At 42.4% G+C, this 2,132-nt stretch carries 2 protein-coding genes; both read right to left on the reverse strand.

Translation table 11 applies throughout. From position 1 onward, the window contains the following. Nucleotides 1-159: 159 nt before the first annotated feature. A complete protein-coding gene (locus HMPREF3055_RS03585; protein WP_070737993.1) occupies nt 160-1,221 on the reverse strand; it encodes a hypothetical protein in 1,062 nt (353 codons plus the stop codon). Between the two features lie 83 nt (nt 1,222-1,304). Next, nucleotides 1,305-1,853, reverse strand: a complete 549-nt coding sequence (locus tag HMPREF3055_RS09365; protein WP_070737996.1) for a DUF6609 family protein — start codon at nt 1,851-1,853, stop codon at nt 1,305-1,307. Nucleotides 1,854-2,132 lie beyond the last annotated feature (279 nt).

Raw genomic sequence — 2,132 nt, forward strand, 5'->3', positions numbered from 1 at the left:
ATAGGTTAGTGTCTTTGGTCGTAGTTAAAAGCCATTGCCGAAGACACTAAACCATGGCACGAATTCTGTACGTGTTACAGCCCCATAGCGAGAAGCCACATGTGTTTCCAGAAGCCACTTATGATGTGGCTGTTCGAAACACATGTGGCTTCTCAACGTTTACCCTTGCGGATGCGTAGGCTGGGATTCTTCTGGGGTATCAGAATTTGGCACTTGAGTACCTTTACGCCCCAATTTTTCCTTCAAATCACCATTCAATAGCTCTTCTTTGTAGGATCCCCACAAAACACTATCCGCATTTTTAAAACCTTTTCGCACATAATAACCAGGACTAAAATATGTCACAATTTTCATAAAGATAGCAATTATGGAGTTCTTTCCTTCCCATGGGTAATAAACAGTATCAGGATTAACAGAATCTAATATCGAATTCCTCAAACGTTTCGCCATCATCTCCCTCTCCGAGTTAATACTGATTTCAAATTTCTGCCCACGAGAGACTATTATCCTTCGAAAGAAATAGTTGGCCTCTACAACCCCACTAATTCCATTAGGAAGAATTCCTATGAAAAATGGAAATAAAACTAACACAAAGATTATCTCGACGAACCAAAACAGTGCATCAGTGTTGTTTCCACTGGAAACATTCACACAAAGAAGAGTAAAGCATGTAACATACAGAAAACCCCAGAAAGAAAAACACATCCAATAAGGCTTGAAATCCGAGGGAACATAGACATCCATACATGACACAGAATCCCCATTTTTAAGATTTATGATTCGATAAATCTTTGAGGGGTTAATCTGCATAAGAAGTTTTTGAGCATTAGAATATGGACAAAATGCAAAAACTTTACGTTCCCAAACAGCACGTTCAAGAGATGCTTTTCGAGATGCTTCAATCTCCCTATATTCTTCAGAAGTTATAGAAAGCGCATCTACATTTCCAAACTTGACAAGCTCTTTATATTTTTCAGAAATTTCAAGCCATTCTTTATACCTCGTCAGCTCAGGAGGTGTTCCTTGTTTGGAGAGTTCCATCTGCTTAGTCTCCCTGCGGGCACTCAGTATAAGACTTAAAGCAGCAATGACCGCCGTTGCAATCGGTGCGATTGCAGAAATCAGCACTTTGCCGAGATCCTGGTCATGAGTCCAGTGCCAGAGATAGTTCCAGTCAAACCCAGCAGCTAGCACCTGCGTTAACAGTAGTTGGTTCGTCATCGGTGATTGTTCCTTTCCTAGCAGGCGGCCCCGGATGCGTGTGCGTCCGGGGCCGCCCTGATTTGTTGTGCCGAAGATCTGCCTTAAATTTGCTTTGACGGCTTTGAAAGGAATAGCAGATAGATTCCGAAGATGAGCTTAATCGCCGCGTCGATATATGCAATTACCTCTAACGGGATGTTGGTAAAAATATATCCCGCAAACACGTTAATGGCACAGATAAGACCCAGGTATATCATTGACTTTCCATGCACAAAATAGTATGGGAAGAAGTGCAGCGCGGTTGCCATCAGCGCTCCAAGCCAAATCAGTCTCCAATTTTCAGTTGCAAAGAATGGGCCACCCAGCAAAACCATTAAGACAAATAGCAAAACAACAGCATACGAGGATACTTTATTTTGAAATTCACTTGAAGGGCCATCGGATAGTCTATTCAGCACCTTTTTATTCATGTTGATTGAGAAAAAGCTGACGACGTACCCAATGCTGAATACTTGCATGTTTATTATTTGTTTTCCTCCGACCAATGTGGCTATTGCTATAACTGCCGCCACCACAATTAGCCACAACCCGCAGGCCCTCTTATAGTTAAATTCTAACTTTTCGTCTTTGTTGTAGCCCAGAAAAGCCATCGATTCCTCCAATAGTCTCTCGTAAAATTAGTTCTCTTGTCGCGCCACTAAATTTTATTGTAAAAAATCTGCCGCACATTAATAACATGTTCCAACCCTTCTGTCTGCTAATTATCCCCTCTAAAATTGTATCAAGATGACGATAAAATTCCCCCTAAGAAACGAGGTGGCGGCCCCGGATGCATGTGCCATCCGGGGCCGCCCCTCTTTACCGTGCCGCACTGCAAGTTGTGCCATGGTTTAGCGTCATTGGTCGTAGTTAAAAACCATGGCAGAAGA

This window comes from Rothia sp. HMSC061C12, from assembly GCF_001815755.1.
GTDB classification, from domain to species: Bacteria; Actinomycetota; Actinomycetes; order Actinomycetales; family Micrococcaceae; genus Rothia; species Rothia mucilaginosa.